Source organism: Pseudooceanicola sediminis, assembly GCF_003575965.1.
Lineage (GTDB): Bacteria > Pseudomonadota > Alphaproteobacteria > Rhodobacterales > Rhodobacteraceae > Pseudooceanicola > Pseudooceanicola sediminis.
The window spans coordinates 233381-259123 of record NZ_QWJJ01000002.1 but is presented as its reverse complement, the minus strand read 5'-3'; the positions used below and the strand labels follow the sequence as shown (position 1 = coordinate 259123).

General features: G+C 65.1%; 23 protein-coding genes and 1 tRNA gene. 16 read left to right on the top strand and 8 right to left on the bottom strand.

Annotated features, from left to right (window positions below):
• The first annotated feature begins 11 nt into the window (after positions 1 to 11).
• From DL237_RS03080 to DL237_RS03040, 9 genes are all read left to right on the top strand, one after another.
• Entirely contained in the window at positions 12 to 1574 is a 1563-nt protein-coding gene (locus DL237_RS03080; protein ID WP_119397551.1) for a heme biosynthesis protein HemY, read from the top strand.
• Between the two features lie 87 nt (positions 1575 to 1661).
• Positions 1662 to 1737: transfer RNA gene (locus tag DL237_RS03075), tRNA-Thr, on the top strand.
• Positions 1738 to 2196: 459 nt separating this feature from the next.
• The gene (locus tag DL237_RS03070) at positions 2197 to 4146 is read left to right on the top strand and encodes a TonB-dependent receptor plug domain-containing protein (RefSeq protein ID WP_119397550.1); all 1950 of its coding nucleotides are present in this window, start codon (positions 2197 to 2199) and stop codon (positions 4144 to 4146) included.
• 94 nt (positions 4147 to 4240) lie between these two features.
• Entirely contained in the window at positions 4241 to 4825 is a 585-nt protein-coding gene (locus DL237_RS03065) for a hypothetical protein (protein WP_158585582.1), read from the top strand.
• 4 nt (positions 4826 to 4829) lie between these two features.
• A complete protein-coding gene (locus tag DL237_RS03060) occupies positions 4830 to 5417 on the top strand; it encodes a DUF2271 domain-containing protein (RefSeq protein ID WP_158585581.1) in 588 nt (195 codons plus the stop codon).
• Position 5418: 1 nt separating this feature from the next.
• Positions 5419 to 6063, top strand: a complete 645-nt coding sequence (locus tag DL237_RS03055; protein ID WP_119397548.1) for a PepSY-associated TM helix domain-containing protein — start codon at positions 5419 to 5421, stop codon at positions 6061 to 6063.
• Entirely contained in the window at positions 6060 to 7043 is a 984-nt protein-coding gene (locus DL237_RS03050) for an FAD:protein FMN transferase (RefSeq protein WP_119397547.1), read from the top strand. Before DL237_RS03055 ends, DL237_RS03050 begins: the two co-directional genes overlap by 4 nt.
• Complete coding sequence (locus DL237_RS03045; RefSeq protein ID WP_158585580.1) at positions 7040 to 8353, top strand: NADPH cytochrome P450 oxidoreductase family protein; 1314 nt, start codon at positions 7040 to 7042, stop codon at positions 8351 to 8353. The genes DL237_RS03050 and DL237_RS03045 overlap by 4 nt, the downstream gene beginning before the upstream one ends.
• 77 nt (positions 8354 to 8430) lie before the next feature.
• Positions 8431 to 9894 (top strand): YncE family protein, encoded by a 1464-nt coding sequence (locus DL237_RS03040; RefSeq protein WP_119397545.1) that lies wholly within the window; start codon positions 8431 to 8433, stop codon positions 9892 to 9894.
• 85 nt (positions 9895 to 9979) lie between these two features.
• Here DL237_RS03040 and DL237_RS03035 read toward each other — a convergent pair whose 3' ends face one another.
• Positions 9980 to 11974 carry a putative bifunctional diguanylate cyclase/phosphodiesterase gene (locus tag DL237_RS03035; RefSeq protein WP_119397544.1) on the bottom strand — a complete coding sequence of 665 codons (1995 nt, stop codon included), beginning with the start codon at positions 11972 to 11974 and terminating at the stop codon, positions 9980 to 9982.
• A gap of 546 nt (positions 11975 to 12520) precedes the next feature.
• Here DL237_RS03035 and DL237_RS03030 point away from each other — a divergent pair.
• From DL237_RS03030 to DL237_RS03005, 6 genes are all read left to right on the top strand, one after another.
• On the top strand, positions 12521 to 13237 hold the full coding sequence (locus DL237_RS03030) for a GntR family transcriptional regulator (protein ID WP_119397543.1): 717 nt from the start codon (positions 12521 to 12523) through the stop codon (positions 13235 to 13237).
• A gap of 314 nt (positions 13238 to 13551) precedes the next feature.
• Positions 13552 to 14613: a TRAP transporter substrate-binding protein DctP gene (gene dctP / locus DL237_RS03025; RefSeq protein ID WP_233544845.1), complete on the top strand. Its 1062-nt coding sequence runs from the start codon at positions 13552 to 13554 to the stop codon at positions 14611 to 14613.
• 33 nt (positions 14614 to 14646) lie between these two features.
• Positions 14647 to 15162 carry a TRAP transporter small permease subunit gene (locus DL237_RS03020; RefSeq protein WP_119397683.1) on the top strand — a complete coding sequence of 172 codons (516 nt, stop codon included), beginning with the start codon at positions 14647 to 14649 and terminating at the stop codon, positions 15160 to 15162.
• 5 nt (positions 15163 to 15167) lie between these two features.
• Positions 15168 to 16481 carry a TRAP transporter large permease gene (locus tag DL237_RS03015; protein WP_119397542.1) on the top strand — a complete coding sequence of 438 codons (1314 nt, stop codon included), beginning with the start codon at positions 15168 to 15170 and terminating at the stop codon, positions 16479 to 16481.
• 122 nt (positions 16482 to 16603) lie between these two features.
• The gene (locus DL237_RS03010; protein WP_119397541.1) at positions 16604 to 17551 is read left to right on the top strand and encodes a dihydrodipicolinate synthase family protein; all 948 of its coding nucleotides are present in this window, start codon (positions 16604 to 16606) and stop codon (positions 17549 to 17551) included.
• A 217-nt stretch (positions 17552 to 17768) separates the two neighbouring features.
• Positions 17769 to 18155, top strand: coding sequence for a DUF302 domain-containing protein (locus DL237_RS03005; RefSeq protein WP_119397540.1), 387 nt, complete (start codon positions 17769 to 17771; stop codon positions 18153 to 18155).
• 112 nt (positions 18156 to 18267) lie between these two features.
• On the opposite strand, the gene DL237_RS03000 is transcribed toward DL237_RS03005, so the two are convergent.
• The 5 genes from DL237_RS03000 to DL237_RS02980 all read right to left on the bottom strand — a co-directional run bounded on the left by DL237_RS03000 (position 18268) and on the right by DL237_RS02980 (position 24033).
• Entirely contained in the window at positions 18268 to 18990 is a 723-nt protein-coding gene (locus DL237_RS03000) for a glutathione S-transferase (RefSeq protein ID WP_119397539.1), read from the bottom strand.
• Between the two features lie 117 nt (positions 18991 to 19107).
• On the bottom strand, positions 19108 to 20154 hold the full coding sequence (locus DL237_RS02995; RefSeq protein ID WP_119397538.1) for an ABC transporter ATP-binding protein: 1047 nt from the start codon (positions 20152 to 20154) through the stop codon (positions 19108 to 19110).
• Positions 20155 to 20158: 4 nt separating this feature from the next.
• Entirely contained in the window at positions 20159 to 21364 is a 1206-nt protein-coding gene (locus DL237_RS02990) for a carbohydrate ABC transporter permease (RefSeq protein ID WP_119397537.1), read from the bottom strand.
• Positions 21365 to 21392: 28 nt separating this feature from the next.
• On the bottom strand, positions 21393 to 22643 hold the full coding sequence (locus DL237_RS02985) for a carbohydrate ABC transporter permease (RefSeq protein ID WP_119397536.1): 1251 nt from the start codon (positions 22641 to 22643) through the stop codon (positions 21393 to 21395).
• Positions 22644 to 22671: 28 nt separating this feature from the next.
• A complete protein-coding gene (locus DL237_RS02980) occupies positions 22672 to 24033 on the bottom strand; it encodes an ABC transporter substrate-binding protein (RefSeq protein WP_119397535.1) in 1362 nt (453 codons plus the stop codon).
• Positions 24034 to 24072: 39 nt separating this feature from the next.
• On the opposite strand from DL237_RS02980, the gene DL237_RS20455 reads away from it, so the two are divergent.
• Positions 24073 to 24354 (top strand): hypothetical protein, encoded by a 282-nt coding sequence (locus tag DL237_RS20455; RefSeq protein WP_147405305.1) that lies wholly within the window; start codon positions 24073 to 24075, stop codon positions 24352 to 24354.
• Between the two features lie 113 nt (positions 24355 to 24467).
• Here the strand turns inward: DL237_RS20455 and DL237_RS02975 are convergent, their stop codons facing one another.
• Both DL237_RS02975 and DL237_RS02970 read right to left on the bottom strand, forming a co-directional pair.
• On the bottom strand, positions 24468 to 25445 hold the full coding sequence (locus tag DL237_RS02975; protein ID WP_119397534.1) for a sensor domain-containing diguanylate cyclase: 978 nt from the start codon (positions 25443 to 25445) through the stop codon (positions 24468 to 24470).
• Complete coding sequence (locus DL237_RS02970) at positions 25438 to 25683, bottom strand: hypothetical protein (protein WP_119397533.1); 246 nt, start codon at positions 25681 to 25683, stop codon at positions 25438 to 25440. The genes DL237_RS02975 and DL237_RS02970 overlap by 8 nt, the downstream gene beginning before the upstream one ends.
• Positions 25684 to 25743 lie beyond the last annotated feature (60 nt).

Sequence of the window (25743 nt, the reverse complement as noted above, 5' to 3'; positions counted from 1 at the left end):
GATTTCCCCGTATGCTATGGTCGCTTGTCAAAATCGTCGTTTTCGTCGTCATCGTCGCCGCTCTTACCCTTGGCGCGAGCTATCTGCTGGACCTTGAGGGGGGGGTGCGGATTGCGTTTGGTGCCTATGAATACAACCTGACCCCCATCAAGGCGGTCATCGCGCTGTTGCTGCTGGTCGCCGCGATCTGGGTGCTGGGCAAGCTGGTCGGGCTGCTGGTGGCGCTGCTGCGCTTTATCAACGGTGACGAGACCGCGCTGACGCGCTATTTCGACCGCAACCGCGAACGCAAGGGCCTTCAGGCGCTGAGCGAGGGCATGATGGCGCTGGCCTCGGGCGAGGGGCGGCTGGCGATCGCCAAGGCGAACAAGGCCGACCGCTATCTTGACCGGCCCGAGCTGACCAACCTGCTGACCGCCCAGGCGGCGGAGCTGACGGGCGACAAGCGCAAGCGCGAAGAGGCGTACAAACGCCTGCTGACCGATGAACGCACGCGGTTTGTCGGGGTGCGCGGGTTGATGAAGCAAAAGCTGGAAGAGGGCGATACCGAGACGGCGATGAAGCTGGCCGAAAAGGCCTTTGCGCTGAAACCGGGCCACGTCGAGGTGCAGGACACCCTGCTGCGCCTTCAGGCCGGCAATCAGGATTGGCAGGGCGCGCGCGCCACGCTGAAGGCCAAGTTGCGCACCGGCGCCCTGCCCCGCGATGTGCACAAGCGCCGCGACGCGGTCTTGGCGCTGAGCGAGGCCAAGACCGTCATCGACGAGGATAGCAGCATCGAGGCACGCGAGGCCGCGATCGAGGCCAACCGCCTGTCGCCCGACCTGATCCCCGCCGCCTGTTTCGCCGCCCGCGCCTATGCCGAGCAGGGCAAGGTGAAATACGCCACCCGCGTGCTGAAAAAGGCGTGGGAGACACTGCCGCATCCCGATCTTGCCGCCGCCTTTGCAGCCCTTGAACCGGACGAGAGCGCAGAAGCCCGCCTGAAGCGATTCCGCACGCTGACGCGTATTCAGCCCGAGCACCGCGAGACCCGGTTGCTGCTGGCCGAGCTGAACATCGGGGCCGAAGATTTCCCCGAAGCGCGCCGGGCCCTGGGGGATCTGGCCGTGACCGCCCCCGACGCCCGCGCCCTGACCATCATGGCCGCGATCGAACGCGGCGAAGGCAGCGCCGATGCCATCGTCAAGGGCTGGCTGACCCGCGCCGTCAGCGCGCCGCGTGGCCCGCAATGGACCTGCGAGAACTGCAACCAGGTCCACGCGGAATGGGTGCCGGTCTGCGAAAACTGCCAGGCCTTCGATACGCTGGCCTGGAAGGTGCCGCCTGCAACCGAATATCAGACCCCGATGTCGCAACACATGCTGCCGCTGATCGTGGGGCGGATCGACGATGCGGTGAACGTGCCCGCCCCGGCGGATCCGGCGCCTGACCACACCGCACCCGAGACACCCCGTCGCGCCGAACCGGAAACCGAAACGTCGGCCACGGAATCCGTTCCCGATGCAGAGGTGCTGACAGAGGAAGAGGCAGCCATCGCCCCGGCAGAGGCACCGCGTTTCGGTCGAAAATAGCACTTTCCCCAGCCGCGGAGGGGTGTTATAGCCCCGCCGCACAAGGCTCTTTTCCACTCCGGTGGCCGGGCCTTGTTTCGACTAAGGGCCGCTGTAGCTCAGCTGGTAGAGCACGTCATTCGTAATGATGGGGTCGGGGGTTCGAGTCCCTTCAGCGGCACCACCAACCCCAGCGGGTTGGTCCGAAAATTGCCACCCTCCGGGGTGGCTTTTTTCGTTTCTGCCGACCTGCGCCTGCCCCATTCATTTTTCCCGGCCTGCCGATCTTCACAGGATGGCGTTTTTCCCAGCGGGCTGGGCGGCGTCGCCTGATACTGACCCCGAAACCGACGGTGAACCCGACCCGGACACGGCGGGCAATGGCAGTCCTGTCCAGGCGGGCCGCACCCGGTTGCCCTGCGCAGCACCGCCGGGATGCGGCGCAGATGTGCAGGGGTCGGTGAAAGGCGCGCAAGGGCGCGAAAATATTTCCTGAGTATATCTATCAGGATTGACAGCCCGCCCTGCCCCTTTATAAGCGCCCGCAGGCCAGAGCCTCTCAAGGCATCCAGCACTTCCCCTAAAACATATTTGACGACGGGCGTGCACCGCTGCACCCCCGCGCAACCGACAGGACCTTGAGATGGATCGTTCCGCGACCCTGCGCCGACTGCTTTTGGGCAGTGTGGCGCTTGTGCTTCCCCATGCCGCCCTTGCCCAATCCGAAGAGATCACGCTGGCCCCCATCGTTGTCGAATCCGACCGCGAGGTGCAGACCCAGACCGCCACCCCCGTCACCGTCATCGACCAGGAAGAGATCGACGACAGGCAGGCCTCGACCACAGCCGAGCTGCTGGATTCCGTGCCCGGTGTGAACCTGGTCAACGGATCCACGCCCGGCGGGTCGGCCATCAACATCCGCGGCATGGGCGCCTGGTCCGGCACATATGGCACCGATCAGACCGTGCAGATCATCGTTGACGGCGCGACCAGCGGGGCCGAGGAACTGTATCGCATCGGTACGCAGCTTTATACCGATCCGGCGTTGTACAAGCAGGCCGAGGTGATCCGCGGATCCGTCGGCACCTTCGAATACGGCTCGGGGGCGATCGGCGGCATGGTGCGTTTCGACACCAAGGACGCGTCGGATTTCACCAATGGCCAAGACGGTTTCGCCGCCCGCCAGTACCTTGGTTACAATTCGAACGGCGACGGTCTGGTCACGTCCTCGACCCTGGCCTGGCAGGCCAGCGACGCCCTGGAGCTGCTGTTCAACTATACGTGGCGCGAACAGGGGGCCTACGAGGATGGAAATGGCGAAACGGTGGAAAACACCGATTTCGCAACGCCGTCCTACCTTGCAAAGGGGACCGTGCATTTCGGTCAGGACCGAGAGCATTCGCTGACCCTCAGCTATTCCGACACGCAAAGCTCGGAAAAGGATGTGCCCTACGATCAATTCGGATCGTCCAATTTCGGCAATGTCGACCGCGACGTGCATTCCAAGACCAGCGTGCTGAAATACAGCTACGATTCGCTGAACAGTGACCTGGTGAACGTCGATGTGATCCTCAGCCGGGCCCAGCAGACCATCGACCAGGAATCCTCGACCGGCAGCACGATGTCGCTGCTCAACGCCGATCAGGATTACGTCACGACCAAGCTGACGGCCAAGAACACCATGGAGTTTGTCACCGGGCAGGCCGACCACCGCCTGCGGATGGGGGCGGAATACATCCTCAAGGACCGGCTGGATGCGTCGTCGGCGCCGGGCGGCGATGACGAACGCCATGCGCTGTTCCTGGTCGACGACATCACCTTCGGTGGTTTCACCTTTTCGCCGGCGGTGCGGTTCGAGGATCAGGATATCGATGGCAGCGAATACGGCTATGGCACCTATCACAATACGGCCCTGATGGGTGGCGCGTCGCTGCGCCACCAGTGGGCCAGCGGTTTCGCCGTCTTCGGGTCCTGGTCCTATACCGAGGGGATGCCGATCCTGGATGACCTGACGAATGCCGCCTACATGACCCAGTCGCAAAAGGCCGAAACCTGGGAGCTGGGGGTGTCGTTCGACCGTCGCGACCTGCTGGCGTCGGGGGACCGCCTGGCGCTCAAGGTCAATGCCTATCACACCGACGTCTGGGACGTGACCAGCTATAGCAACATCACCGATCTGGAGGTCGAAGGCGTCGAGATCGAAGCCTCCTATGCTACCGACGCGGGCTATTACGGTGATCTGAACGCCAGTTTCGCCAACGGCTACAACCGCACCCCCGACGCCGCCAGCAACTTCTGGTCGCAACAGCCCGCCGACAAGGTGCGCCTAGGGCTGGGCAAGCGGTTCGACTCGGGTCTGAACCTGAAATGGGAAGGTGTCTGGGCGCTGGACATGGACCGCGCCACGACCCCGACCCCGGGTGTCGTCCTGCACAATGTCTCGGTCGGTTACACCGCCGACAGCGGGATGCTCAAGGGCGTCGACATGCGGCTGGGCGTCGAGAACCTGCTGGACGAATACTATCAGCCGCACCTTGCCACGCGGCCCGCACCGGGGCGCACCGTCAAGGTTTCGCTGGGTCGGACGTTCTGATCCGACAGGCACCGATCCATCACCCGACGGGCGGGGCCGACATACCCCGCCCGCCGTTCCCCCACCACCCACCTGCCGAGAGAAGAGAACAGACATGCGCCCCATCCTGATCCCGCTTGCCCTTGCCCTGCTGACACCTGCCGCTGCGCCCGTGATGGCCCAGCAGGCGGCGGATCAGCCTGCAACCGCCGCCGGCGAAAACGACCGCCCCGCCCCCGGTGTGGCTGGCGGCCACCGAAAGGCGGCGTTCATCGCAGCCTATGACACCGACGGCGACGGTGCCGTCACGCTGGACGAATACGACGCCATCCGCAAATCCCGCTTTGACGGTGCGGATGCCGACGGCGACGGCGCATTGAACGAGGCGGAATACGTGGCCGAGTTCCAGGGCCGACTGGATCAGCAATATGCCGATCAGGGGCTGGAAAAGGACGAGCGCTACGACCGGTCCATCGAACAGGCGCACGTGCGGTTCGCCATTGTCGACCGCAGCCGCGACGGGTCGCTGTCCTGGTCCGAGCAACAGCTTGTCGCCGCGTCGACGTTCGCCCGCCATGACACGGACGAGAATGCAATCGTCAACGATGCCGATCCGATCCCGGACCCCGAGGATGACGGTGATACCGGGGCGGGCGCGACAGGTGACAGCAATGGTGCCACCGGCACCAACGAGGGCTGATCCGATGCCACGGTCCCTGCCACGGCCCTTGCCACGGCCCCTCTGCCGCGGTGTGCTGCCTGTGGTCGCGGCCAGCCTGGTCGCCCCGGCCGCCGGTGCCGGAGAGGTCACGATCGACCTGACCCTGCCCCGCGTGGCGGCGGCCCCCTATTACCGCCCCTACCTGGCGGCATGGGTCGAAACCCCTGACGGGGTGCCGCAGGCGACGCTGGCGGTCTGGTACGACACCCGGTTGCGCGATGACCTGGGCACGGGGTTTCTCAGGCATCTGCGCAGCTGGTGGCGCGCCACGGGCGAACAGATGACCCTGCCCGCAGATGGCATCAGCGGCCCGACACGCGGTCCGGGCAGCTACCAGGTGCGGCTGACGGATGACGCCGCGCCGCTGTCCGCACTGGCGCCCGGCGCGTATGTGCTGGCGGTCGAGGTCGCCCGCGAAGACGGCGACCGCGACCTGGTGCGGCTGCCCTTCGACTGGGGCGGGTCCGCCGCCCGCGAAACCGGCGCGGCGACCGCCAGCGGGATCACCACCACTGCCACCGGTACCGGCACGCAAGAGCTGGGCGCCGTGACGCTGACCATCGCGCCCTGAGATGGCAGGAAACGCATCCTCTCTGCCGGGGTCGACGGCCCGCGCCTGGTGGCTGCGGCAGTTGACCCTGTGGCATCGGATCACCGGCGCGGCCAGCCTGTCGATCCTGATCTTTTTCGCTGCTACGGGCGTTTTCCTGAACCACCCCGGCCTGATCCCGGCACGGGTGGATACCGAAGTGCGCGCCCTGACGCTGCCCGTGACGCTGCAAGAGGTGCTCGGCGCCGCACCGACATCGGGCACCGCGCCGCTGCCGCGCCCGCTGGCTAACTGGCTGGCGCCGCGTGTCGGGGTGCCTCTGCGCGGCAGCGTCGCTGATTTCGACACGCGCGAGGTCTGGATCGACCTGCCCAGACCGGGCGGCGAAGGCCGCGTGATCATCGACCGCGCCACCGCCACGGCGGACATCAGCATCACCCGGCGCAGTTGGCTGGCGCTGGCCGCCGATCTGCACAAGGGACGCAACAGCGGTGCGGCCTGGCCCTTCGTGATCGACGCGCTGGCGCTCGGGACCGTGCTGTTTGCGCTCAGCGGGCTGGGCATTCTGGCGATGCACGCGCGCGCCCGTCCCGCCACCTGGCCGGTGACCCTGGGCGGTCTTGTCCTGCCGGCCGTGCTGTTCCTGCTGTTCGTGCACGGCGGATGACCGGGCCGCGCCATATCCTGATCGAACCCGGCGCGCCGGGCGACATGGCCGGGCCCGGCTGGCGGCGGATCACGGCGCGCGGCACCAGCATGGGCACCGGCTGGCATCTGATCGCCTGGACGGCCCCCGGCCTGCCCGACCCCGCGCCGCTGGTGGCCGCGGCCTGCGCCGAAACCGTCGCGCTGTTCAGCCCCTGGGCGGCTGACAGCGCGCTGTCCCGGTTCAATACGGCACCGCCGGGCTGGCATCGTCTGCCGGGGCCGCTGATGGCGCTGTTGCGCGACAGCCTGCGCATCTGCGACCTGACAGGGGGCGCGCTGGATCCGACGCTGGGGCGGCTTGCCGACCTTTGGGGGTTTGGCCCCTCCGGGCCGGTTGCCGCAGCCCCGGACGCGACCGAGCTGCGCGATGCGCGCGCCGCCTCGGGGCGCGCGCGGCTCAGGATCGAGGGGGATCATGCCTTTCAACCCGGCGGCCTGTGGCTCGACTTCGGCGGCATCGCAAAGGGCTGGGCGGTCGAGCGTGCCGCGCAGCACCTGGTGGCCGCCGGGCTGCGGGTGCACATGGTCGAGATCGGGGGCGAGGTCGCGGCGCGTGGCCTGTCGCCGGACGGTCAACCCTGGTGGATCGACATCGAAGCCCCACCGACCTGTCGCGACGATGCGACCCGTCATCTGGCGGCGCTGCACGGCATGGCGCTGGCCGGGTCTGGCCACTGGCGGCGGCGCGCGGGGCCCGGCGCAGGCTGGAGCCATACGCTCGACCCAGTCACGGGCCAGCCGGGCGGAGGGGCGGTTCTGTCGGCCCATGTCTTTCACCGCCGCGCGGCGCTGGCCGATGCCTGGGCGACCGCGCTGATGGTTCTGCCGCCGCAGCAGGGGCTGGCGCTGGCCCGCGCGCAGGACCTGCCCGCGCTGCTGACCCTGCCCGACGGCGCCCGCGTGGGTACCTGCCTGCAAGAATGGGAGGACGCGGCGTGATCCCGGCCCTGACCCTTTCGGCGTTTCGGATCAGCCTTGCCGTGGTTCTTGGGCTGGGCTGGCTGGCGGTTCTGCTGTGGCAGCGCCGCGCCGCTGCGACCGCCCCCGGCGGGGGCGACACCGCATCGGGCGACACCCTGGTGCTGTTTGCATCGCAATCGGGTCTGGCCGAGAGGTTGGCCTGGGATCAGGCGCGACGGCTGGGCACGACGCCACACCCGTTGGACAGCGTCACGCCGCAAATCCTGCGGCGCGCCAGCACGGCCTGGTTCCTGCTGGCCTCGGCCGGGGATGGCGAGGCACCCGACAACGCCCGCGCCTTTGCCCGCCGCCTGGGCGCGTTGCGCCAGTGCGATCTGACCGGCCTGCGGTACGGCCTGCTGGCCCTTGGCGACCGGCGCTATCCAGCGTTTTGCGGCTTCGGACGGCAGGTCGACGCCGCGCTTGTGGCCTGCGGCGCGCATCCGCTGTTCCCGCGGGTCGAGGTTGACCGCGGCGCGCCTGCGGATCTGGCGCAATGGCACGCAAGGGTGGGCGCCGACACACCGGGCCAGTGGCGATTGACCGAGCGTCGGTTGCTGACACCGCGTCAGGCTGGGGATCCCGCGTATCATCTGCGGCTGCGCCCCGATGTGCCGGTGGAATGGACGCCCGGCGCGATTGCCGATGTGGCGCTGCTTGCCCCGGACGGCACCCCGCAGCAGCGCAGCTATTCGGTTGCCTCCCTCCCCCAGAGCGGCGAAGTCGAGCTGATCCTGCGGCGTCGGCATGGCCCCGATGGCCCGCCGGGCCTCGGCTCGGCCTGGCTGACCGCAGGCCTGGCGCAGGGCGGGCGGGTACAGCTGAGCCTGCGCGACAGTCCGCATATGGACGCTCTTGCGATCGCGGACCGTGACGACCAGCCGTTGCTGATGATCGCGACGGGCACCGGCCTTGCCGCCGTGCTGGGGCCGCTGCGCGCGCGTCTGGCGGGGTCGGGCACCGCGCCTCTGTGGCTGGTCCACGGCGAACGTCATGCGGCCTTTGCCCCGCTGCGCGATCTGGCCCGCACCGGGCCCGACCGCCTGCGGATCGATTGCGTGCTGTCGCGCGGACCACGGCCACAACGCCTGCCGGACTGGATCCGCGACCATGCCGAGGCCCTCAGCGCCTTTGTCGCGCCCGGCGCTCCGGGCCGCCAGCCCACCCTTTTCGTCTGCGGCAGCCGGGACCCCGGACGGGCGATCCTTGCGGCCCTCGGCACCAGCCTCAACGCCTCGGACCTGCACCAGATGCAGCAGTCGGGCCGTTTCCTGACCGATTTCTACTGACCGCCCGTCGGCCCTGCCGGTGCTGATTGGCCCTTCTCACTCCTGCATCCAGCAGGCCGAACCGAAAGGATCCCACCATGACCCTGAAACAGAAACCCGCCCCCGGGTGCCGCGCCGCCGCGCTTGTCCTGATGCTGGGCGCGCTGCCCGCCGCGACCCTGCCCGCCGCGACCCTGCTAGCCACGACCCTGCCCGCCATGGCGCAATCCGCCTTTCCGCCGCCGGTCACCCAGACGGGCAGCTTTCGCGTGGCCCCGACCACCCCGGATCAACCGATCTATCCCGGCAGCACGGTCGTGCTCAGCGGTCAGGGTCTGGTGCCGGGGCAGGCCATCACCCTTCAGCGCGGCCCGGACAGCCTGACCGGCGACGCGCCGCTGACCGCAGATGCCGAGGGCGCCCTGGCCTTTGAATTCACCCTGCCCGAGACCGCCGCCGTGGGGATGCACCCGATTGTCGTGCTGGGCAGCGCGCCCTCGACCACGGATCTGCTCGATCTCAAGATCTCGCCCCGCGTGCCGCTGTCGGGCGCGCAGGAGTATGACATCACCTCGGTGAAATCGCCCGCTCCGGGTCTGTACCAGCTTGCCTACAGTCCCTCTGCCGGGGCGCTGTTCGTCACGGCCTCGTCGTTCCGGCCCATGGCGGCCGAGATCCTGAAACTGGATCCCCGGACGCTCGGGGTGATTGCCTGCACCACTCCCGCGCCCTACCCAGAAGCGCTGCGCACGACCGAAGGTGGCCGGTTCGCGGACGCGCCCGCCGCCGCCTTCGGCATCGGTCTGGACGAGGCGCGCGGCCACGTCTGGGTCACCAACACCGCCAGCAACAGTGTCGCGGTCTATGCCGCCGACGATCTGCGGCTGATCCGGCAGTTCCCGCAGGGGCAGGTCTATCACAGCCGGGAGGTGCTGGTGGATGCGGCGAGCGACCGTGTCTTCGTGACCTCCTCTGCCACCGCAAAGGTGCACGTCTTCGACGCCGAAACGCTTGAGCCCCGCCAGATCATCGAGATCGACAGCTCTCTGCGCGGCGAAAACTTCTATGTCATGAACATGGCGCTGGATGCGGCGGGGGGGCGGCTATTCGTCACGTCGCGCGCCACCAGCGAACTGGCGGTGATCGACACGCAGACGGCCGAGGTTACCCAGGTATTCGCCCTGCCCGGTGCGATCCATGCGACCGGCGTGGCCTATGATCCCGACAGCGGTCTGGTGTTCGTGGCCGGCCAGGGGTCCGACGACCTGCTGCTGGTCGATCCCGATACGGGCGATGTGCGCCACGATGTGCCGGTGGGCGCAGGTGCGCTCAGCGTCGGGTTCGATGCGGCCAACGGGCTTGCCTGGGTCGTGAACCGGGGGGCGGGCACCATCACGGCGGTCGGTCGTGATGGCACGATTGCCGCGAACCTCGATCTTGGCAGCTATCCCAACGATGTCACCGCCACGCGGGATGGCACGGTCTATGCCGTCAACAAATCCTTCGGCGCGCAGGACGCGCGTGGCGATCTGATCAGCGTGATCCGGCCCCGCCAGGACTAGGGCAGCGCACCCTGCCTGCGCACACCCTGCCCCCCGGCGGCGTTGCCGGGGTTTTTTGGCGTTTTTTTGGCCGGGTATCCGGCGGCTAATGGCGCGGCTCGTCGGGCCGCGGTCCCTTGAGGGCCATTCGTTGCAGATCGGGCGCGCTCAGGGCGGGCGTCCAGTAATAGCCCTGGCCATAATCCGCGCCAAGCGCCTGAAGGGTGCGTACCTGGTCCAGCGTTTCGACCCCTTCGACAACCGTGCGCAGGTTGGCGCTGCGGGCAATCGACAGGGTCGCGGCGACGATGGTGTGATCACGCTCTGACTGGTTGATCTCGGCCACGAAGGACCGGTCGATCTTGATTTCCGACACCGGCAGCGTCCGCAGATGCGAAAGGGCGGCGTAGCCGGTGCCGAAATCGTCCAGCGACAATTCAAACCCCATGTCCGAGATCTGTTGCAGCAGGGCAATCGCGGCCTCGGGGTTGCGCTCGCTGAAACAGCCCTCGGTGATCTCCAGGATCAGATGCTCGGGACCGAACCCCAATCCCAGCGCCCGCTCCAGGTGGCTCAGCAGGACATCGGGCGATTTCAGGTCGTTGGCATGCAGGTTGATCGCCACGGGGCCAAAGCTGATGCCGGCGGCGCGCCAGGCCATCATGTCGTTCAGCACCATGTCGAAAACCGCCGTCGTCACGTCCAGCATCAGGCCACGCTCTGCCGCGATCGGCAGGAACCGGTCGGGCGAAACAAAGCCCATGTCGGCGTGGTACCAGCGTATCAGCGCCTCGGCGCCCGACATCTTGCCGTCCGTCAGGCGGAATTTCGGCTGATAGCGCATGGACAGGTCGCCATTGCGCAGGGCGATGCGCACTTCGTCCGCCAGGTGATTGGCTTCTTCGAAGGATTGGCCAAGTGCGGGGCTGTAGATGCAATATTGCGCGTGGCCCTCGTTCTTGGCGTCGCGCAGTGCCAGGTCGGCCATGCCCATCAGGCGCTCGGGGTCGCGAGCATCGTCGGGGCACAGGGCGGCGCCGACGGAAATGGCGGTATGGATGCTGATGTCGTTGACGCGAAAGGGCTGCGCCATCGCCACCACGATGCGCTGCATCAGCACCGGCAGATCGCATTTCGGCGTGTGGCACAGAACGGCAAATTCATCGCCGCTGAGGCGGGCGACGATATCGGGGGCGGGGCAGATCTCGACCAGGCGCTGCCCGACCGCGGCCAGCAGGTCATCCCCGGTGATATGTCCCAGCGTGTCGTTGACGTTCTTGAAGCGGTCCAGATCCATCAGCAGCAAGGCAAATCCGCCCTCCACGCCGCTTTTCACGGGTCCGTCCGCGTCGATTGGCGCGACCGTGTCCAGCATCTCCTGCAAGGCGAACTGGAACGACGTCCGGTTCGACAGCCCGGTCACCGAATCCGCATAGGCCAGCTCCGATATCCGGGTATTGGCTTTTTCCAGCTTGCCCACCGTCGATGTCAGGGCATCCAGCGCGTCGTTGCGGCTCCAGTCCAGGCGGGCGAAATTGATCGCGAAATCCGACAGGAACACGCAATACACCACGGAAAAGGCGGCGATGGACCAGCCGCCCTGAACATCCGATATCAGGACCGCAACGACCACGGCCCCCAGAATCGTCACCAGAAACAGCAGCGCCGACCACAGCACCCGGTACAACATGAAGGCCCCGCCTGCCGCCATGCCGACGGCCGAAAAGGACGAGACGACGCGCGCCAGCTGGTGATTGTCCCACAGGCCGAAGGCCAGCAGAGTCAGCGCGGCCCAGGGCAGCGCCAGGAGGATGGCGAAGATACGCAGTTTCATCAGCGACCGCGCCGTGACCCGGTACACCCGGCGACTGCCCCGGACCGAGCGGGCGAACACCCAGATGTTCAACCCCAGCGTATAGGCCGCCCAAACCCCAAGCACCGGACCGCCGGCCACGGGCCAGATGGCGATCAGGACGATCGCCGCCACGATGGCCGACAGGGCACAGCCGGTCGGCGTATAGCGGATCAGATGTTCCAGGTCCTCCTTGCGGGGGCGGACGGACAGCGATTTCAGATCGGCGTGCAGGCGGCTAGCGGACATGGCGCGACCCCCTGCCGGTACGCATGGTCCCGATGCGCCAGCGGTGTCGTTGGTCGTGACGCACAAACGGCAAAAAGCACACGGAGTACCCTGCAGTATGTCCCATAAAGCTCCTCCCCCGTGCACCACGGGACTTCGTCACACACACATTACCTGGTCGGCCTGGGCCTGCGAACGGGCAGGCCCCGGTTGTGCACATGTTCGGGCGAGCGTCGCCGTAAGTCCACAAGGATATGTTGCACAAATTGTCGCCGAAAGGGCGCACGGCTTTGGCCCTGCCGCCCGTTTGACCCCCAGTGACCCCCGTGCCCCCCCGGTGCACAACCTCGCTGCCGGGGGCAGACGCGGCCGGATGCGCGCGAAATCGGCTGAAACCACCTGTGTTGCAACGCGCGCCTGCACGTTGCGCCGTCCGCGCCCGGGGCCTGGCACAGGCTCAATGGCGGTGGCGCCGCCCTCCAACACTCTCTTGTCGACATTATATATATTTCTTACTACTTGGCATGACGTCTTCACGATTTTCGCCCGTGTGCAGGGGATGCGCCAATGGACAAACCGACGATTCCATCGCTCGAACAGACCAAACGCCGGCGCGGGTCCGGTGTCGCGACGGTCTATGACACGCTCAAGCGCGAAATCCTCGAACTGCGCCTGCGCCCCGGCAGCCCGATCGACGAAACCAACCTGACCGAACGTTTCGGCATGTCACGCACCCCGATCCGCGAGGCGCTGATCAAGCTGTCGGGCGAAGGGCTGGTGCTGGCGCTGCCCAACCGCTCGACCATCGTGGCACCCATCGACCTGCTCGACCTGCCCCAGTTCTTCGATGCCCTGACGTTGATGTACCGCGTCACCACGCGACTGGCGGCGGCCAACCGGACGGCGGCGGACATCGTCGCGATCCGCGACTTGCAGCAGGGCTATGCCGAGGCCGTTGCCGCCCGCGACGTGTCCGACATGATCGAGGTGAACCGCGATTTCCATTCGGCCATCGCGCTGGCCGGGCGCAATCGCTACTACTGCGAATTGTTCGACCGCCTGCTGGACGAGGGGCGCCGCCTGCTGCGGTTCTATTATTCGTCCTTCAATGACGATCTGCCGCCGCTGTTCCTGGACGAACACGAAGAGATGGTGCGCGCCATCGAAGCCTCCGACGTGCCTGCCGCCGACCGCATTGCCAAGCAGCACGCCGATCAGATCGTCCGCCAGATCCAGGCCTATATCACCGCCGACCGGCGCGAAAACGGCGACATCACGCTGTAATTTCGCGGGCCTCGACGGCCAATTCACCCATGTGCCGAATCAAGGTCCGTTCGCCCTGCGCAAGGCCGCGCACGGGGGCCATTCAGCGCGCGAAAACCGGCGGCGTGAAAAATTACCGATAAATCGTAGTGACTTAATCACAGTATCTATCGAATATTTTTCATGTCGACACGAAAAATACAAATATGTATGGTTTCTGCATCGTCCCTTCGACGGGGTGTTCCGGTCGTGCGACCCCGTCTGCGCGACCGGCCAACAATAACGCTGCGGCGTGCTTTCCTTCGCAGCGCACAACAGGAGCTTTTGACCTTCCCATGTTCAAGACCATGAAACGTTGGGCGCTGATCGCCCCCCTGCTCGCAGCCGCGATCCCCGCGACGGCGGCAGATGTCACCTGGCAGGTGCCGACCTCGGTTCCCGAAGGATCGCCCTTCTATGTCAACTTCCTCGAACGCTTTGCCGACAACGTCGACCTGCTGACCAGCGGCCGGGTCGAAATCGAACCCTTCGGTGCCGGTGTCCTCGTCCCTGCCCTTCAGGTGTATGACGGCGTGCGCGACGGTATCATCCAGGCGGGCCATTCGACCCCCAGCTACCTGGTCAACCAGGACCCGATCAACGCGGTCTTTGCCGGTTTCCCCGGTGGCATGGGCCCCGAGGCCTATATCACCTGGATCTACGAGGATGGCGGCAAGGAAGCCCTGTATGACCTGCGCGCCAGCGAAGGCTTCAAAAGCCTGGTCGTCGGCATCGGCTCGTCCGAGATCATGGCCCATTCCAACGTGCCGATCAAAACCGCCGCTGACCTCAAGGGCATGAAATATCGCACCTCCGGTCCCTGGGCCGAAGTGATGCGCGAATACTTTGGCGCCGTTCCCACCGTCGTGCCGCCCGGGGAAATCTATACCCTGCTGCAACGCAAGGGCGTCGACCTGATCGAATGGGGCCCGCCCTCCGCGAACCTGCCCGAAGGGTTCCACGAAGCTGCCAAGTACATCATCGTTCCCGGTGTTCACCAGCCGACCTTCCTGTGGGAAGTCGTGCTGAAACAGGAAACCTGGGATGCGCTTGACGACGACCTCAAGCCGCTGATCGAAAAGGCCGCCGAAATCACCACGATGGAAGGTCTGATCCATTTCTACAGCGCCGACGTGAAAGCGATGGAAACCTATCGCAGCGGCAAGAACGAGATCATCACCCTGGACCCTGCCTTCGTGACCGAGCTGACGGACGCCGGCGTCGACTGGATCACCAAAAAGGCCGAGGCCGAAAAAGAGGCCGGCAAACCCGCGATGGACGAGCTGCTGACCCGGTACAAGGCATTCGAGGCCACGTGGTCGGCCGAAAGCAAGTACCTGATCCGCAACCAGGACTGATCCCGAAACGGATCTGAAAACGAGGTGACCAACATGACAAGGCTGTTTGCAATCGTCGACGGAATATCGCTGGTGCTGTCGCGCATCGCCGATGGCGTGGCGATCGTGCTGGTCACCTCGATGATCTTCGAGGTCGTGGCGCGCTATATCTTCAGCGCGCCGACGATCTGGGCGTTCGATATCTCCTACATGTGCACCGGCACGCTGTTCATCCTCGGGGCCGCCTATGCCCTGCGCGAAGACGCCCATGTGCGCATCGACTTTCTGGCGGAAAAACTGCCGCCCCGCCTGCGCCGCGGCATCGAAGGCGTGGTCTTCTTCTTTCTGCTGATGCCGATCTTTGCCGGGCTGTCGTGGTTCGCGATCAACCGCGCGCTGCGGGCCTGGACCACCGCCGAGGTCGAGATGGTCAGCCCATGGGCGCCACTGATGTGGCCGTTCTACAGCCTGCTCGCCCTCGGCCTTGTCGCCCTGACGCTGCAAGTCGCGGTGCAGGGTCTGCGGGCCTTCGTCGGCCAGACCCGTTCTTCCTTCGATCTGGAGGCATAAGCCTGATGTCCGTTGCCGCCTTCATGTTTCCGTTGCTGTTCGTTCTGGTGCTGACCGGCATCCCCATCGCCTTTTCGCTGATCGTCGTGTCGGCCGGGGCCGGGCTGCTGGCCTTCGGCCCGAACGCCTTCGGGCAGCTCTACGGTTCGTTCTATTCCGCGGCGACCAACTTCATCCTGTCGGCCATCCCGATGTTCGTGCTGATGGGCGCGATCCTCGAACGTTCCGGCATCGCCGAGCGGCTGTTCCGCGTCATGCAGATATGGCTCGGTCGCCTGCCCGGCGGTCTGGCCGTCGCCACCATCGCCATGGGTGCGGTCTTTGCCGCCGCCGCCGGGGTTGTCGGCGCGGTCGAGGTGATGATCGGCATGATGGCGATCCCCGCGATGCAACGGTATCGCTACAAGAACAGCCTGATCGCCGGCACCATCTGCGCCGGTGGTTCGCTCGGCACGATGATCCCGCCTTCGGTCATTGCCGTGATGTATGCCGCGCTGGCGCAGATTTCGGTGGGCGAGCTGCTGGCGGGCATGATGCTGCCCGGCCTGCTGATGATCGTGCTGTTCATCGCCTACCTGATCATCCAGGGCATGATCGACCCGCCCGAGGCCGTGGATTTCGTCGATGACGTCACGACCATGTCCCTGCGCGACAAGCTGTGGCTGACCTTCACCTCGATGCTGCCGATCTGCGCGCTGATCTTTGCCGTTCTCGGCTCGCTCCTCGCCGGGATCGCCTCTCCGACCGAGGCGGCGGCGGTCGGGGCTGTCGGTGCGCTGCTGCTCTGCATCCTGTACGGGCGTTTCAGCCTACCGATGCTGTCCGAGTCGCTCAAGATCACCGTCCGCATCTCGGCCATGATCCTGTTGATCGTGGCGGCGGGGACGATGTTCATGGGCACCTTCGCAGCCAATGGCGGCTCCCGTCTGATCCGCGACGCGGTGCAGGCGGCGGGCTTTGGCGATGCGGGCATGATCGTGTTCTTCCTGCTGATCGTGCTGCTGCTGGGCTTCGTGCTGGACTGGACGGCGAACGTGCTGATCTGCGTGCCGCTGTTCGCCCCCTTCATCCGTCAGGCCGGGATCGACCCGGTGTGGTTCGGCACCATGGCGATCATCGTCATCCAGACCAGCTATCTGACGCCGCCAATGGCCTCGTCCATCTTCTACCTCAAATCCATCGCCCCGCCCGACATGACCTATGGCCAGATGTGCCGGGGCGTTGTTCCCTTCATCCTCTTGCAACTGGCAACCCTCGCCATCGTGGCGCTGTTTCCGGCGCTGGCGACCTGGCTGCCCGACCAGATCGTGGGGTTCTAGCCCCCGCTTACCCCCGAAACCCGTGGCGCCGCGCGCCGCACCCCTGACGGCCAGACCTGCGGGCAGCACCCTGTTGCCCGGCGGTGCCCTGCACCCTGCCCCAACCCCAAGGACCAAAGACCATGACCGACACCATCTTCACCGGCTCCATCCCCGCGCTGATGACGCCCTGCACCCCCGACCGGCAGCCCGACTACGACGCCCTTGTCGCGACGGCCAGATCGCTGATCGCGGCAGGCATGTCGGCCGTGGTCTACTGCGGCTCCATGGGCGACTGGCCGCTGCTGACCGATGACCAGCGCCGCGAAGGCGTGGCGCGACTGGCCGCCGCCGGCATCCCCGTTGTCGTCGGCACCGGCGCCGTGAACACGAAAGAGGCCGTGGCCCACGCCGCCCATGCGGCCGAGGTCGGGGCCAAGGGCCTGATGGTCATCCCCCGCGTCCTGTCGCGCGGCACCTCGCCCGCCGCCCAAAAGGCGCATTTCAAGGCGATCCTTGCCGCCGCGCCCGACCTGCCCGCCGTCATCTACAACAGCCCCTACTACGGCTTTGCCACCCGCGCCGACCTGTTCTTTGCCCTGCGCGCCGAACATCCCAACCTGATCGGCTTCAAGGAATTCGGCGGTGCCGCCGACCTGCGCTATGCGGCGGAAAACATCACCTCGCAGGGCGATGACGTGACCCTGATGGTCGGCGTCGACACCAACGTCTTTCACGGCTTCGTCAATTGCGGCGCGACCGGCGCGATCACCGGCATCGGCAACGCCCTGCCGCGCGAAGTGTTGCACCTTGTCTCTCTGTGCAAAAAGGCCGCGACCGGCGATGCAAAGGCCCGCGCCCAGGCACTCGAACTCGACGCGGCGCTCGGTGTGCTGTCATCCTTCGACGAAGGCCCCGACCTGGTTCTGTACTACAAGCACCTGATGGTTCTGGGCGGTGACGCGGCCTACACCCTGCATTTCAACGAAGAGGACGCGCTGTCGGACGCACAGCGCAACTATATCGAGGCCCAGTTCACCCTGTTCCGCACCTGGTACGCGGATTGGAGCGTGGCAAACCCCGCCGCCTGATCCCGCCCACACCATCTGGCCCCCGCACGACCGTGCCGCCCGCCCACGGGGTCGGCGCGCGCATGCGGGGTGCCGCCGCCGTGCAGCGCGCAAAGATCAGGGTGCCGCGCCGGACCCTCTCCATATTCATTGAGCTGAATGCTTTAATGTCGGAGGTGGAATGCCTGGCTGTGGCACGGGGCCGACCGGCCCACGTTCCCAAAGGGAGAGACGCAGGATGCCTTATACCTTCGATCGCCTGTTCGCGGGCGCCGATTTCGCAGACATCGACACACGCACCCGCGCCGCGCTGGCGGCAAACGGTTTCGGCGTGCTGACCGAAATCGACGTGGCCGCGACGATGAAGAAAAAGCTCGACGTGGATCTGGCCCCCTATGTCATCCTCGGGGCCTGCAATCCCGCAATGGCGCACGCGGCGATCGGGATGGAACCGCGTGTCGGTGCCATGCTGCCCTGCAACGTGATCCTGCGCCAGACCGACGCGGGGGTCGAGGTCAGCGCGATTGACCCCGTTGCCTCGATGACCGCCATCCACAATGACGCGCTGAAAGGCGTGGCCGCCCAGGTGCGGGACCTGTTGCAAAAGGCCGTCGACGCCGCCTGACACCGCGCCGCGCGCCGCCGGCCGATCTACAGACAGGTACCGGCAGCCTCTGCGGCGTCTCCGACAGCGGCGCGGTCACGCACAGGCTGGGTGGGCGTCAGTCGGGTGGGCGTCAGCCAGGTGTGCCGCCTGCATCGCCCGCCAATACCGCGCGCAAGGACGCCTCGATCTGGCCCCCGCACCAGGCAGAGCCATAGGTTGCGCGGGATCGTTCGATCAGGGCGGCCTGCGCGGGCAGGGCAGCGATCCGGTCGGACAGGCCAGCGATTGCCGGGGCGTGGGTGTCCAGCAGCGTCCGCAGGGGCGGAAACCGGTCCGTCATGGTTCCCCAAAGCGTCGATACCACCAAATCTGCCATATTCGGCGCTTCGGTGCCCAGCATATAGCCGTCTTCCCGCCGCAGCCCATGGCGCAGGCCAAGCTGTTCGAAAATCGCCATCCATCGGGCCAGGCGCGGCTGGAACGCGGCCCAGCTCTCACTGGTCCAGACCTGCGCGCCGTTATAGCGGGTCATCTCGTACAACACGTCGTTGGCATCGCTGATCAACTTCAGGCACAGCGCCTTTTGGGCCCTGTCCTGGCCCAGCAGCCCATGCGCCTCGCCCAGGTAGATCAGGATCGCCGGCATCTGCGACAGGCTCAGCCCCGTGGCGTGCTCCACCAGAACGGGCGGCCCCATGTGGGGCACCAGTTGCTGCGCGGGATCGGCGGCGCGTTGATCAAGCGTCGCGTCGAACCCGGCCTCGTCCCAGCTTGCCCCGGCATGGGCCAGAGCGGCGCGCACGAACGCGCCACGAAACGGGATCGGCCAATAATACAGAGTGTACTGCGCCACGTTCCGCCCCTTTCAAAAAACACCGTTCAGATACCGTATAGATACCGCCCAAATACCGACGTTCGAATCCGGCGATATCAAGGGTTTAGCCCGGATAGACCGACGTTGCGCCCCGGCTCAGCGCAACGTCTTGCCGGTCTCGTCGAAAAAGCTCATCCGCGTCCGGTCGAACCGCAGCCCGCAATCGGCGCCGGGGCGCAGCACGGTATTGCCGATGACCCGCACCGTCAGCCGGCCCATCGGCCCGCCGTCACAGACCAGAAAGGTATCCGCGCCAAGGTATTCCACGACATCCAGACGTACGTCGCAATCCCCCTGGCCAGCGGGCAGCACTTCGATATGTTCGGGCCGGATTCCAAGGTGCACGGCCCCCTCCGGGGCCCCGATATCGCCCCGTCCGCCTTCGATCTTCCAGCTGCCTTCCACGGTGGTGCAGGGCAATACGTTCATCTTGGGCGACCCGATGAACTGCGCCACGAACAGGTTCGCCGGCCGCTCGTACAGCTCGCGCGGGGTGCCGACCTGCGCGATACGCCCGGCGTCCAGAACCACGATCCGATCTGCCAGCGTCATCGCTTCGACCTGGTCATGGGTCACGTAAATCATCGCTTTTTCAAGGCGTTGGTGCAGCTTGGCAATTTCATACCGCATCTCGACGCGCAGCGCGGCGTCCAGGTTAGACAGCGGTTCATCGAACAAAAACGCCGTCGGATCGCGCACGATGGATCGCCCGATGGCCACCCGCTGCCGTTGCCCGCCGGACAGGTCCTTGGGCCGCCGGTCCAGCAGCTCCTCCAGCTTCAGCACCTCGGCGGCGGTGCCGACCTTGGCATCGATCTCCGACTTCGGCGCTCCGGCGGTTTTCAGACTGAAGCCCATGTTGTCGGCCACGGACATGTGCGGATAAAGCGCATAGCTCTGGAACACCATCGATAACCCGCGCTGGCTCGGGGCCTCGCTGGTGGCGTCGCGCCCGTCGATCAGCAACTGCCCCCGGCTGATCTCCTCCAGCCCGCCGATCATCCGCAGAAGAGTGGATTTGCCGCAACCCGACGGGCCGACGAACACGACGAATTCGCCGGGGTGCACCTCAAGGTCGATGCCCTTGATCACCTGGACCGGGCCGTACCATTTTTCGACTGCTTTCAATGTGATAGCGCTCATCGCCTCATCCTTTCACAGATCCCGCGGTAAGCCCGCGTGTCATGAATCTTTCCAGCCCCAGGAACAGCCCCATGATCGGGACGGTCGCGATCACGGCCCCCGCCATCAGGTGCTGCCGCGGTATCTCCGAAGAGTTCAGGCTGGCGATCCCCCGGGTCAGAGTAAACTTTGAAGGGTCGTCCAACAGCATGAAAGCCAACAGGAATTCGTTCCATGCAATCATGAAGACATAGAGCGACACGGACGCCAAGGCGGGCAGGGACAGCGGCAACGTGATCTTCCAGATCACGGCAAGGCGCGACAGGCCGTCCATCAGCCCCGCCTCCTCGACCTCGGCGGGCAACCCGCGAAAATAGCCCTGAAGCATGTACAGCGCGACCGGGATGGTGGTGACCGGATAGATCACGATGATCCCGAACACGGTATTGCGCAGCCCGGCCATCGAAAAGCCGATGTAGATCGGCAGCGCCAGAACGATCATCGGCACCATGTAGATCAACAGCACCGACCGGGACATCGCGGCGCGGCCACGAAACCGCAGGCGTGCGACGGCATAGGCACCTGGGATCGAAAAAGCCAAGGTGATCAACACCGTAAGGACCGAGATAAAGAAGCTGGTCCAGAGGTATTGACCAAAGTTGTAGTCGGTCAGCAATTCCCGGTAGCTGCGGAGCAGGTCCCATCCGCGCGACAGGTCCAGGCTGAAATCGAGCGGATTCTGCAACAGCGCCTGCTGGCTTTTCAGGCTGGTCATCACCATGACGTAGAAGGGGATCACCACGATGGCGGTGAAGAAGACATAGCCGAACCCGGTCAGAAACCGGATGATCGACGCCTCGAACTCATGCCGGGTCAGCGCACCGGGCGGCAGGTCGCCACTGATCGCCCACATGCCCAGCCCGACAACAGCGCCGCCGATTACCGCGCTCAACACGACATGCAGCATCCCTCCCTCGGCGACGACAGGGGGCAGGCCGACAGCGGTCAGCACGGCATAGATCACGACGCCGGCCACCGGTGCGACCCAGCGACCCACGCGCGCGGACAGGGCGCCGCACAGCAGGCCCGACAGGACAATGCCCAGAGTGCCGGGACGAAAGCCGTCGCCGGTGGCAAAGCTCATCGCGACGGCCACGGTCACTGCCATGGTGAAGGACCAGAGCACGCCCAGGGCTGCGCCGGTGATGTATCCGGTTCTCAGGCTCTTCATGGTTGGCTCCGAACTTGGCGGGCAGGGGTCACAGGCCTTCCTCCCGGCTCATGACGCGGAAAAAGAAGATACTGAACAGCGTCAGACACAGGAAAATCACCACGGCCACCGCCGCGCCCGCGCCGATGTTGGCCAGATCGAACGCCTGTTCATAGACATTCACCGTCAACACCCGCGTCCCGGCATTACCGCCGGTCAGCAGAAAGATGTCGTCGAACTTGTTGAAGGTCCAGATGAACCGCAAGAGGAAGAGAACCGAAAGGATCCCAAGCAGTTGCGGCAATGACAGAAAGCGGAATTTCTGAAACGGCGAAGCCCCGTCCATATCGGCAGCTTCGTACATATCGGTGTCGATCGACTGCATTCTGGCCAGGATGAACAGGAAGGAAAGAGGGAAATAGCGCCAGATCTCGAACAGGGTCACCATGACCAGCGCAAGGGGGCGTTCCCCGAAAAAGTTGATCGCGGACTGGCTGACGCCCATCTGGATCAGCAGCGCATTTGCCGAACCCGAAAACGGATCGAACAGCGTCACCCAGGTGAAGGCGACGGCAATGACCGGGGCGACATAGGGAAACAGGTAAAGCCCGCGCAGAATGCCCTGTCCCTTGAAGGACCGATCCAGCAGCAGGGCCGCGAACAGTCCGACAACCAGCGCGCCGGCGGTGCCGAAAAAGGTATAGAACAGCGTCACGCCCAGGACGTTCCAGAATTCGCTGCCATCAAAGATCCGGGCGAAGTTCTGCCAGGTGAACGTCAGGTTCGTCAGGACGTTGGGGGCGGTGCCGGTAACAGTTGGTTCCGACCCTTCGGCAGCGGCCTCCAGCGCGTCGTCGTCACCCTGGCCAGTTACGGGAACTGCCACGCGGGTGCGGAACCCACCTTCGATATCACCGAAATTGCAGGTCAGAACCTTGCCATCCGCTTGGCAGGGCGCTTCGGGCGAGCCCCGAAATGACAGCACATCGGGCAAGGTGTCCGTCAGCACGACACCCGACACGGTCTGATCCTGCGAGGAGTTGCGCAGGCTGTATTCGACCCGCATATCCTCGCCCGAGCCACGCAGGCTTTCCCTGACCACAGGCGCAGGAGGGCGCAGGTCTGCCAGGGTGACCGGTTTGAACGAGATCCAGAAAATGGCCAATAGCGGCAGGATCACGACCAGTGACACCGCCGCCAGGGTCGGCGCCAGCAATTGCCATGCCAGCCGCGCCTCTCGGCGGGCCAGCGGCCCACGACCGCGCGGCGGCCTGGGGGGGACGGAGGGGGCGGTGCTCATGCCACGCCCCCGATGGTGCAGATTGCCATTATTCGACCTTGGCCAACTCTTCATTCATCACGGCGACGGTTTCTTCCGCGGAGCGGCGGCCGTCGATGAATTCGCGCACATAGCGGTTGATGATCTGGGTGTTCACCATCTGAGACGCGAGGGCGAGCTGCCCGTCCTCGACACCCCAGCGCTGTGCCACGTCCAGTCCGCCGACAATTTCGTCAATCATGTCAGCCGCGTACAGATCACCCAAGGGTGCCTTGCGATCGACGCCAACATCAAGTTTCGCCCAACCATCCGCGAACTTGGTCGGTTCGTCTTCGGTTCCGCGCCGGATCGGAAACTTGCCTTCAGGCGCAATGGCCAGCGTGTTCATGTAGCCCTCGTTCATCGAGAACTTGACGAAATCAATGGCGTCGTCGACCTCGGCGTCAGCCGTGATACCGAACATGTTCATTTCGGCCCAGGCCGCGCCGTCGGGGTTGGACGGCCCTGCAAAGTTGGTGACGATACCTGTCTTTGACGCGAGTTCGGCCGACGTGGGGTCGTCGGTGAGGGTCGGCGGGGCGCTGTCGCGCAGGCCAGCAAGTTCGTCCAGGATGAACGGCGACCAGATGATCATCGCGGCATCACCGGCAAAATAGACTTCGCGCGATTGCTTCCAGAACAGATCACCCGGAGGCGAGGCATCCGCGATGGTCTTGTAGAAATTCAGCACCTCTACCGTCTTCCTCTCATCCAGCGGCTGAAAGCCATCCGGGCCGACCGGGCTGACGCCGTTGGCAAGGAAGACATGTTCCAGAACCTGGCTCATGAAGTTGTCGTCGACCTTGGTCGCGGCAACAAATCCGTACATCTCTGGGGGGTTGTTCAGCGCCTCTACAGCCTTGGTCACGGCGTCGTAGGTCGTGGGCGGCTCCAGCCCTTTTTCCTCGAAAAGATCCTTGCGGTACAGGATCATCTGCGTCCAGCCATCAACCGGGACCGAGGCGATGCCACCATCAAATGCCGCCATGTCCAGCGCACCGGGGGCAAAGGTGTCCATGCCCAGATCCTCGACCACCTCTGTCGCGGCGGCCGTGTCCAGCAATCCGGCCTCTGCCCAGGGCAGCGCGTATTGCAGGGTATGGTAAATTACGTCCGGCAGGTCGCCGGCGGCAAAGGCAGCTGTCGCGCGCGTGCCCAGATCGCTTTCCGTGACCGGAATGACCGCGACGGAAATACCGGTGGCCTCTTCGAAATCGGCGGCCAACTGCTCCTGTCGGGCCAGCCGTTCGGGCTGCTCTTCGGTTGTCCAGAGGCGCAGATCCTGTGCGGCAACGGCCTGACCCAGGCAGATGGCGAGAGCGGTGCCAAGAAGCGCGGTCGCGCGAGCGCCGCGGGGTTTAAGTGACGTCATGTGATCCTCCCGATCGTCTTTGCTATCTAAGGCAGTGCCATGAAAAAATGGCGTGTCCCGGTCCGAAAAATGGAAAGATGGGTCCGGTTCAAACTGCAATATTCAGGCGGGGCGGGCACTTGGGTGCTTCTTATCCCGGATTTTCAGGCGGGTTCAATCGCCGCCAATGGCTATATTGGTGGGCTTGGCGAACGACAAGTCAACCTCTTGGCGGGCGGAATTCAAAACCAATTCATCCGCTTGCCCGCCATTCCGCCGCGCGGCGCTGCGATCAGAGCCTGCGAAAAGCACTCAAATCTGTGTCGGAACCGTACCCTTTGACCCGCATCGGGGCAATATCGCGTCAAAGGCGGGTCGCGGAACAGCTTGTCATTTCCCCAGTCCCGGACGGTGCCGCGATTTGCAGATGGCGCAAGAATTGGGCGCCGTGCACGTCAGGCGACGCGACACACATTGCGACCATCCAGCTTGGCACGATACAACATGGCATCGGCGATCTTCAGTCCGGCCTCGACCCCTTCGACATCTGCCCGGACCTGGGTGATGCCAAAACTGGCGGTGATCCGCACCGCCGCCCCGTCCAGATCGTAGGGCGTCAGAGAGATCTGTTCGCGCAGACGTTCGGCCAATGCCGCGGCGTGCGCCGCATCGGTCATGGGCAGAAATATGGCAAATTCTTCGCCGCCGATGCGGGCGAAAAGGTCGGCGTCGCGCAGGTTGGCAAAACAGGCCTGCGCGACGCCGCGCAGGATCCGGTCGCCCGCAGCATGTCCATGGCCATCGTTTATGCGCTTGAAATGGTCGACATCCAGCAACACGATCGACGATGCCTGACCGTTTCTGCGGCAGCGGGCAATCTGGGTCTCAACCGCCTCCATCCAGCCCCTTCGCGTCATCGCACCGGTCAGGGAGTCGCTCATGGCGATCTGGCGCAATTCCAGCTCGTTCATGACGAGCCTGGAAAAGTTTTTCATGATGGCAGCTTCGGTCGTCGTGAAATCACGCGGCACGGTGTCGATCGCGCAGAGCGCGCCCAGGTTGTATCCGTCGGGGGTTTCAAGCGGCAGGCCGAGGTAACTGCGCACACCGGGCTCTCCGATCACGTAGGGAAAGTCGCGAAAGCGCGTATCCAGCCTTGCATCAGGCACGATCAGAGGCTCACGTGTCTTGATCGTATGTGTGCAAAACGAAAGGTCGCGCGGTGTTTCGGTAATCGTCAACCCGACGCTGGATTTTAGCCACTGACGTTCTTCATCGACAAGGCTGACAGTTGCGATGGGGACGCCCAGAACGGACCGCACCAGTTCGGTGATCCGCTCAAACGGCTCTTCAGGCGGGGTATCGAGGATTCCGGCGCGCCTGAGGGCTGCAAGTCGTCCCGGTTCGTCGTTCAATCGCCGCCGCTCATCCATCTTGCGCTCTTATTGCCGGAATGGTCGAAACCAACTCGTCCCGGTAAGAGGCGCAGGCGGCATCTATGATCGAACGAACCTGATCTTCGGGTAGCCCTGCCTGCACCAGGGAGATGGCCAGATCCAGAAGGATCTGGTTCTGTTTGTCGACGCTGGCACGAAGGCGTTTCGGGACATCAAGGTCGGCGATCGGTTGCATCGCCCTTTCGACAGTCTTGCCTTGGTCAAGGTGGGACATGGTGCTGATCCTTTGTCGCCAGGCGCCGAGCGAGACAATGAATTTCACACTGTAACCGAT